The organism is Methylobacter tundripaludum (genome assembly GCF_002934365.1).
In the GTDB taxonomy this organism is placed as follows: Bacteria; Pseudomonadota; Gammaproteobacteria; order Methylococcales; family Methylomonadaceae; genus Methylobacter_A; species Methylobacter_A tundripaludum_A.
This window is the reverse complement of the sequence record NZ_PTIY01000023.1, coordinates 23,518-31,085: the sequence shown is the minus strand read 5'-3', so window position 1 is coordinate 31,085 and position 7,568 is coordinate 23,518. Positions and strand designations below refer to the sequence as shown.

At 54.1% G+C, this 7,568-nt stretch carries 11 protein-coding genes; all 11 read right to left on the bottom strand.

The annotated features are described in order from the left end of the window. Positions 1–103: 103 nt before the first annotated feature. The 11 genes from hypB to B0F88_RS17835 all read right to left on the bottom strand — a co-directional run bounded on the left by hypB (position 104) and on the right by B0F88_RS17835 (position 7,557). Positions 104–910 (bottom strand): hydrogenase nickel incorporation protein HypB, encoded by an 807-nt coding sequence (gene hypB, locus B0F88_RS17885; RefSeq protein ID WP_104425309.1) that lies wholly within the window; start codon positions 908–910, stop codon positions 104–106. Then, positions 910–1,311, bottom strand: coding sequence for a hydrogenase maturation nickel metallochaperone HypA (gene hypA / locus B0F88_RS17880; protein WP_445641283.1), 402 nt, complete (start codon positions 1,309–1,311; stop codon positions 910–912). The genes hypB and hypA overlap by 1 nt, the downstream gene beginning before the upstream one ends. Before the next feature lie 59 nt (positions 1,312–1,370). Beyond that, positions 1,371–2,576, bottom strand: a complete 1,206-nt coding sequence (locus B0F88_RS17875) for a nickel-dependent hydrogenase large subunit (RefSeq protein WP_104425308.1) — start codon at positions 2,574–2,576, stop codon at positions 1,371–1,373. After that, positions 2,577–3,044: a [NiFe]-hydrogenase assembly chaperone HybE gene (gene hybE / locus B0F88_RS17870; protein WP_104425307.1), complete on the bottom strand. Its 468-nt coding sequence runs from the start codon at positions 3,042–3,044 to the stop codon at positions 2,577–2,579. A gap of 300 nt (positions 3,045–3,344) precedes the next feature. Beyond that, on the bottom strand, positions 3,345–3,566 hold the full coding sequence (locus B0F88_RS17865) for a rubredoxin (protein ID WP_104425306.1): 222 nt from the start codon (positions 3,564–3,566) through the stop codon (positions 3,345–3,347). Further along, on the bottom strand, positions 3,563–4,411 hold the full coding sequence (locus B0F88_RS17860) for a hydrogenase expression/formation protein (protein ID WP_104425305.1): 849 nt from the start codon (positions 4,409–4,411) through the stop codon (positions 3,563–3,565). Before B0F88_RS17860 ends, B0F88_RS17865 begins: the two co-directional genes overlap by 4 nt. Positions 4,412–4,466: 55 nt before the next feature. Then, positions 4,467–4,886 carry a hydrogenase gene (locus B0F88_RS17855; protein WP_104425304.1) on the bottom strand — a complete coding sequence of 140 codons (420 nt, stop codon included), beginning with the start codon at positions 4,884–4,886 and terminating at the stop codon, positions 4,467–4,469. Continuing rightward, complete coding sequence (gene hypC, locus B0F88_RS17850; protein WP_258076723.1) at positions 4,883–5,167, bottom strand: HypC/HybG/HupF family hydrogenase formation chaperone; 285 nt, start codon at positions 5,165–5,167, stop codon at positions 4,883–4,885. The genes B0F88_RS17855 and hypC overlap by 4 nt, the downstream gene beginning before the upstream one ends. An 11-nt stretch (positions 5,168–5,178) precedes the next feature. Then, entirely contained in the window at positions 5,179–5,850 is a 672-nt protein-coding gene (locus B0F88_RS17845; RefSeq protein WP_104425302.1) for a HyaD/HybD family hydrogenase maturation endopeptidase, read from the bottom strand. Positions 5,851–6,024: 174 nt separating this feature from the next. Then, complete coding sequence (cybH, locus tag B0F88_RS17840) at positions 6,025–6,780, bottom strand: Ni/Fe-hydrogenase, b-type cytochrome subunit (RefSeq protein WP_181049951.1); 756 nt, start codon at positions 6,778–6,780, stop codon at positions 6,025–6,027. A gap of 9 nt (positions 6,781–6,789) precedes the next feature. After that, positions 6,790–7,557, bottom strand: a complete 768-nt coding sequence (locus tag B0F88_RS17835; RefSeq protein ID WP_104425301.1) for a HupE/UreJ family protein — start codon at positions 7,555–7,557, stop codon at positions 6,790–6,792. Between the last annotated feature and the right edge of the window lie 11 nt (positions 7,558–7,568).

Below are 7,568 nucleotides of genomic sequence, written 5' to 3'. Positions count from 1 at the left end.
TCGTCTTTGGTCGGATTGAAAAAAGCGTGAAACTATATCAGCTAACCTTTTTCTTTTCCGATTAGTGCCGATTGCACTTATGAGTTGAATCTAAGAAGCTAAACTACGCATAATCAATACGCTGCAACTCCAACTCGGCCTTCAGCCAGCGCAGCCAGCTGTCCATCCCTTCGCCGGTTTTGGCCGACAACGACAATATCTTGATGCGCGGATTGACCTGTTTTGCATACTGGATGCATTGCTCGCTGTCAAAATCCAGGTACGGCAACAGGTCGGTCTTGTTTAAAATCATCAAGTCGGCGGCATGGAACATGTCGGGGTATTTGATCGGCTTGTCCTCGCCTTCGGTGACCGACAGAATCACCACTTTATGCGCTTCGCCCAGATCGAACGACGAAGGGCAAACCAGGTTGCCGACGTTTTCGATGAACAACAGGCTATGGTCTTTCGGCTGGAGCGTTTCCAGCGCATGGCCGACCCGGTGCGCATCGAGATGGCAACCTTTGCCGGTATTGATTTGCAAGGCCGGTACGCCGGTGGCGCGGATGCGCTCGGCGTCGCGGGCGGTTTGCTGGTCGCCTTCGATGACCGCGATGTCGAGCTCGTCTTTCAGCCGGGCGATGGTTTCGGTCAGCAGCGTGGTTTTGCCTGAACCGGGGCTGGAAACCAGGTTTAACGCCAGCATGCCGCGTTCGCCGAAATAGCGGCGGTTTTCGGCGGCATAACGGTTGTTCTTGGCCAGAATATCCTGTTCGATTTGCACCATCCGCGCTTGGCTTAAACCCGGCGCATGAGTATGCTCGGCATCGTGATCATGATGATGGTCGTGGTGTTCATGATCATGCGGATGTTCGTGGTCATGATCGTGCGAGTGGGAATGGCCCTCGCCGCAGCCGCATACGCCGCACATTATTCTACCTCCAGTTCTTTGATTCGCATTTGATCTCCGCTGTTGACCTGTAATTGATGGCTGCCGCAGTGCGGGCATAGATCGTATAACTGCTGCACAACCACGTTGCGGCTACACGGCATGCACCAGGCTTGGCCCGGTACTTCGATGATTTCAAGCTGTGCATGTTCGGCTATTGAGCCTTGCACAACCACATCGAAACTGAAACGCAATGCGTCAGTCTCGACACCGGCCAATGCGCCGATTTCCAGCCAAACCTTTTTGACTTTGCTGTATTGCTGGGCTTCCGCCTGCTGTTCCAAGACCTGCAAAATGCTTTCGCAGAGGGACAATTCATGCATGGCAATCCCTGCCATGCACCCTTCGGGTAAATGCAAATCCGCTCCCGGCGGATTTGTCATGCAGGCAATCCCTGCCATGCACCCTTCGGGCAAGTGCAAATTTGTTCCTGACAGATTTGTCATGCATGGTTTTCTATCTCGTTTCGACTGTCGGTCAAGTGTAACGCGTATTGCACACAAGGGTCTACCGCGTTGATATAAAGTTCCGCTTGCCGTTGCAGATCGTTTAGGTTTTCGGCTTGCAATTGTTTCAAGCCTTGGGCGACGACGCCTTCGGGGTGAAAATTCCATTCGGTGGGCGCGATGATGCGGTAATCGTGCACCCGCCCCTGCTTCAATTGCAGGCGATGGATTAACAGGCCGCGCGCCGCTTGGACCTGCGCCAAACCTACGCTCTCGTTAATCGCGCCGCTTAGCGGTAAAACCGATAGGTCTGTTATTTGCATCAAAAGCCGCCTGAGTTGGGATGGTGTTAAAGCGACTTCCAGCAAGCGGGCCAGTGTTCGGACGATCAGGCCGTTACCGTAACGGCCGCGCATATCGGCGATTAAAGGCTGCGACAGCTGGCGGTTCAATAGCGTCGTTTCAAAACAGCGGCCTTGCCAATGCGGCATCCGACTGAAAGTTGACAAATCTTGCCGTTGCAATCCCCGGCTTAATACTTCTTCCTCAAACTCGGGCAGGCAGGCAACATTATTTTGCCCCACTGCCGCCCAGTTCCGTCCATATAAATGATTTAACAAGCTGGCAGGTAACGCATTACTTTGCCGTAGCCAATTCTGCAACTGCGCTTCGCCGGTTAACGCCTGAAATTCAACAAGCCGGCCGTTAAAGATCGAAGTGTCGATCAGCGCTTCCAGGTCGTCGATCAGTTGCATCAATCGATCGGTATCGACATTCAAGCAACTGTCAAGCTTGAATGCTTCGGCATGCCGGAACAAATGCCGCTTGAACAGCGCATCGAATTTAAGCAGCGATGCTAAGGCTTTTTTATCTTGAGCGAGACCTATAAAAACCGGCCAGTCCAGCAAAATACGCCAAGCATGCTCGCGCAAGGTTTCCAATTGCACCAGCAGGTCGCGGGCTGAATCAAGCTCAGGCTCGGTTGCGATACCCAGTGCCGCACGGCAGGCCAGCAACGCGGCATAAGCCTGGGCGTTGCCGCACAAGGTAAATAGCAACGGAACGGTCTCAAGCACCTGATCCGGGGTTTTTCCGATTAATACCTGCGCTATCGCTTCAGGCCGGTTGGATGCGATTTGCACGCCGCTCACCGTCCCGGAGTCATGATACAGATCGATGACAATTTTACCGGCCGGTGTCACTCAACGATTTCCTTTGCCGATAGCGCCGCGCAGCAAGTCACGACGACTGACCGCACGCGGCGCCGTTTCGGCCAGCAAGCCTTGTAACGCAGATTCAGCCGCAGCAAGCGCGGCGGCTTGATTCTCGAACTGGAACATCGGCGAGAACAAGGAGCAAAGTGCGTAAATGCCTATTTGTGCTTCGCGGCCCAACGTAAATTCGAATGCGCCATACGGGAAGTGCTTGTCGATTTTTATGCCCGGTTGTTGTTCGCGCCAAGTGCTGTCCGCTCCCGGCAACAACATCAGATTCATGAACCAGGGTGTAATCAACACGCCGAGCCAGTCTTCGCCAAAGCGGCTAAAGCCGACGGCCTGCACCGAAAGCGCGAAGTTAACGACCGGCAACTCGCGCATGCGCTTATCCAGTATTTCATTGAATGTTGTTTCCAGTGTATGCCGGATTTGTTCGCTATTTTGCCAGATCATTACTTGACTTGGTGGGCGTGCTGTACATGCTAAAAAAGAGTTCTTCTCGTTTCCTCAAGTCACTGCGATTAAGTCAAGCGCATCGATATTCCGTAGGAGCGGGCCATGCCCGCGACATTCGGACAGCGATTGTAAACTTTTAGCTCCTTCATCGCGGGCACGGCCCGCTCCTACAATGCTTAACTACACAGCAACGAGCTTTTTTCTTCGTGTTCTCGGCAATAGCTCCTGTATTGCTTTACCTCCTGCATCCATGTCGTTCGTGCCTTCGTGGTAAGTAAATACCCGGCCACAACATGCTCAATCATCCAGCACCAAAAAATCCTGTTTTTTGCCGTCGCACTCAGGACAGCTCCAATGATCGGGCAATGCGGAAAAAGCCGTGCCGGGCGGCATTTGCCAGACTTCATCGCCAACAGCCGGGTCGTACACATACCAACAGATTTTGCATTCCAGCCGGGTTTGCGGCGTCAACTTTGAAGCACCGCCGCCGAATGCCCCGGCAAAAAAAGAGCCGTTCATAAATACACCTTAAGTATCTCCTGCAAGCGCTCGCGGCTGTCGGCTATATCTTCCGGCGAGGCGCAGGCCACGCTGGGCACATCGCTGACTTCCAGCGTGTTGAGGATCAAGGTGTCCTCCGAATTGAAATACTGCACCCACCAGACGTATTGGGTGCCGGTGGCGGTGATCCGGCAGTTGCCGTAGCCGCGGGATAGAATCGTCACCGAGCCGCGACCTAAGCGTTGCGCCAGAAACGCCAGATCCTGCTCGGTCTGCGGCAGCAGGCTTAAATTGATCGTATGCGCTTCGCCGCCCGGACGGTATTCGGCGATTTTGGCGTTGAGTTCGGTCAGCAACGGCGGCGAGTTCATCACGTCTTTCGGCACCACGGTCCAATAAGTGTCGATTTGCGCCGCCGCGCCGTTAAAGGCCGATTGCGACAGCTGTTGCGGAATAATGCCGACTTCCAACGCGTCATTAACAATCTGGCTACGGTCGTTAAGTGTTTGCAAGCGCCAAACACCCGCCAATACCGATTCCTGAATGCGGATGTTTTGCCCGCCGGAACAAATCACGCTGACTTCGCCTTCGCCGAGCAGCTCGTCGATAAACCGCCGGTTGTTTGCGTCCAATCGGGTCAATTCGATGGCTACTGAAACCGATGGAAACGCGGCCAAATACTGCTGCAATTTCAGCAAAATGATTTTTGCCTGCGCCAAATCATGCGACTTTAAATCCGTCGAAATCTGCGGCATGGCATAGGTCGTCATTTCCTGCGGCATTTGCAGATATTCCAGTTCGACGCCGTCTTGTTCCGCCGGTTGGCTGCCTTGTCCGAAAATGGGGAGTGAAATAGAGTTCATAATGATCGTGGGTTATATTTTAGTATCGTTGACGCGCACGGCGCGCCCTACATTATTAATGAGCGCCGCCGCATACCTTATCCAAATCGAAGCCGGGCGGTTCGCTGGGTTCGGAGGCCAAGATCCCTGCCGCTTCCTGCCTGTATTCCCGCCAGTTGCGGACGCCGGTGATGACGCCCAAATACTCGCCGTTGCGCAGAAACACCAGCGACGGCCAGCCGGTAAAGCGGAACCGCGCTTGCAATTCGCGCTCGATGGATTTTTCGATAACCGCCGCTTGCAGCCGGCCGTTAAACGTTTTGTCCAGCTCCGGCAAGATCACCGCAACGTCGTTGCTTTCGGGAAACTGGACGGGATCGTTGCAGAAAAACAGTACGACGCTTTCATTGCCGTAAACGAAATGATCGTAACTGTCCGCATCCAGCAACGGATAGCCGTGCCGGGTTTGCAGCTGGGTAATCAGCGGTGATGTCATGGTTTTAAAAACTCCGGTAATTGCGGTTCCCTGTTTACAAGATCGGAAAACAAATGGTCTATGTGATTGTCGCCCTGCATCGCCAGCCGCATGGCTTCCAATGCATCTGAAATTTGCTTGGCTTTGGTTTCGCTGAGCACTTCCCTGGCGGTATCGAGAAACACCAGCAGCCAAGCACCGACCGGTTGCGGGCCGACCAGCATGGTATCGATTACGCTTTCCTCGCCGCGATAAAGACAGGTCGCGGATTCGCTATGCTGCGCCACTACTTGCATGGGCATGCCGATGCACATCAGTATTTGCCCCGGTAATCGACATCGACTTGCAAGGTGGGTTGTCCCGCCGGTTGCGGCGGACGCACCGCCAAGCCTTCGGCCTGCAACACCCGCTCGTCGCCGATGCGGCAGGCCTGCTCGGCGCTGGGCCGTTCCAGTTCGTAGCGCTGTATGTTCAACACCGGGTCGGCCAAATCGCCATCGGTGTCGGTTGTTTCCGCACTAATACCGAATGCTTGCAGGTAAGCCAGCGCCATGTCTATAGCAGGTTGGATTTGCGCTTTGACCGTCGGCCGCAAGCTGCCGCCGTAGTCGTCCAACTCTTCGGGCTGTACGCCGATCAATAGCAAGTGCCGCGGATAACTGCCCAGCATCTGCGCCATCGCCAACACTTCCTGGAATCCGGTTTGGTGCAGGCTCATTTTTTTTGCGCCAAGAAAATTCGGTACGTCTCTGTTTTCGATTCGTTTTAAGGTGCCGGGCGACAGGCCGTAATCGATCGCATCGAACACGACCAACGCATCCGCCGCCTGGACATGCTCGACCAAGTAAACGCCTTGAGTGCCGCCGTCCATGACGTTGACGCCGTCGGGAAACCGGTAGCTTTTTTGCAGGCGTTCGATCACACGGACGCCGAAGCCTTCGTCGGCCCAAAGTACGTTGCCTATGCCCAGCAATAAAATGTTCATGGTTAATCCTAAAAAAAAGCAGTTGGAAAGTGTGGAAGCCGTTCGTGCTGAGCCCCGTCGAAGCATGAGCGGCTTCCACACTTTCATCCACTTAGTAAGCATTCCAACACCCCGCTCGCCCTTGGACAGGCTCAGGGCGAGCGGGATGTTGGAATGCTTTAGTGCGATTTTAGATTAGTGGACATCGTCTACCGGTTTATCGTCCTTGAAAGTGCGCCATCCGGTCACTATCGTGGACAACATGCTCTGCCGGGATAATTTATCCTCGCGCACCGCGACATAAACATGGATCAGCACAAAACAAACGATCAACCACATAACCAGATGATGCCAGCTGTGCAGGTTTTGGCTGTCGCCGAACAGCGGCAGCACCCAGCTGCTGAACAGCGCATGTTGCCAGCTGCCCTGCCCCGTGCCTTCTCCATAAAGCGCAAAGCCGGTAACGATCATGAAGAGCGCGCCCCAAACGAAAACAAAATGCATCGATAACACCGCCAAAGGGTTATGGCCGATATATTTTTTCGGCTCCTTAACCAAAAAGGTATACCAGAGTATTTCATGGCCGACGCCATGCCAGAACTCCCTCGACAACAAAGGCGGCATAAAGATTTGCCGGGCATGTTCGTTACCGGCATAGGCCCAGTAAGCTCGAAACAGCAATCCTATCGCCAACAGGTAGCCGGCGGCGAAATGCAAAAATCGCACATAGCCCATCACAAAATGGTCTGACGCTTCGCCGCCGACCGATGCGAGCGGAGAAGCGATCAAATAGCCGGTTACGGTCAAGGCGACGATGACCAAGGCATTCAGGCTGTGCCAGAGCCGTACCGGTTTTTCGTAGACGTAAACGGCTTGCGCGCCCTCCCCCTCTGGAGAGGACTTTATACCGCTTGCGTCAACGGCATTGGATATTAAAGTTGGCTCAGTCATGGCGGTTCCTTATGCGAACAGCAACCAAGCGCCGACCAAGCCGGTCAAGGTTCCATAAACGCGGAGCAAACCGGTTGCATCGACATGTCGTGCAGCCAAGCCCAGAGCCAAGCCGGAACCGTACAAAACCGCCGTAGCCGATACAATCCCGGCGATATAAGCGTATGCCGAAGCATCAACCGGTATTTCACCGCCGTGCGCCAGTCCGTGCATTGAGGCAAAGGCTGCAACCGATGTCAAAATAATCACTTTGCCGTAAAAACCTGCCTCGTTCCCACGCGCTGCGATTAAGTTAAGGCTTTTAGTGAGCGCTAGTTCCCAAGCTCCAGCTTGGGAATTCGGTGCAGGAAGCTCCAGCTTCCCGGATCGCGAAGCTGGAGCTTCGCTAACTGGGTTCCCAAGCTGGAGCTTGGGAACCAGCGTCTGTCTTAACTTGATGGCAGTGATGGCGGGAACTATGGGAAAGCTCAACGCTACACCGACCAGCAACAGAGAGACAAGAATACCCGTTTCGACATAAGCGAAACCGAACCCGGTTAAGCCGAATAGCGCGCCTATCATCATAAATAACAAAAACACGCCTAGCGCCTGCCTGGCAAGCAAACGGCTTTGGCTACTCGCCCATAAGCCCAAGCCCAACATCGCCAAAAAATGATCCAGCCCCAAAAACGGATGCTGAAAACCGTGACTGAACCCGCCGGTCGGCAGCAAGCCGGTATGTGCCGATGCGGCCTGGGAAAACGCGATAAGTCCTGCGACCACTATAATTTTTTTCATAATCAAGCTCC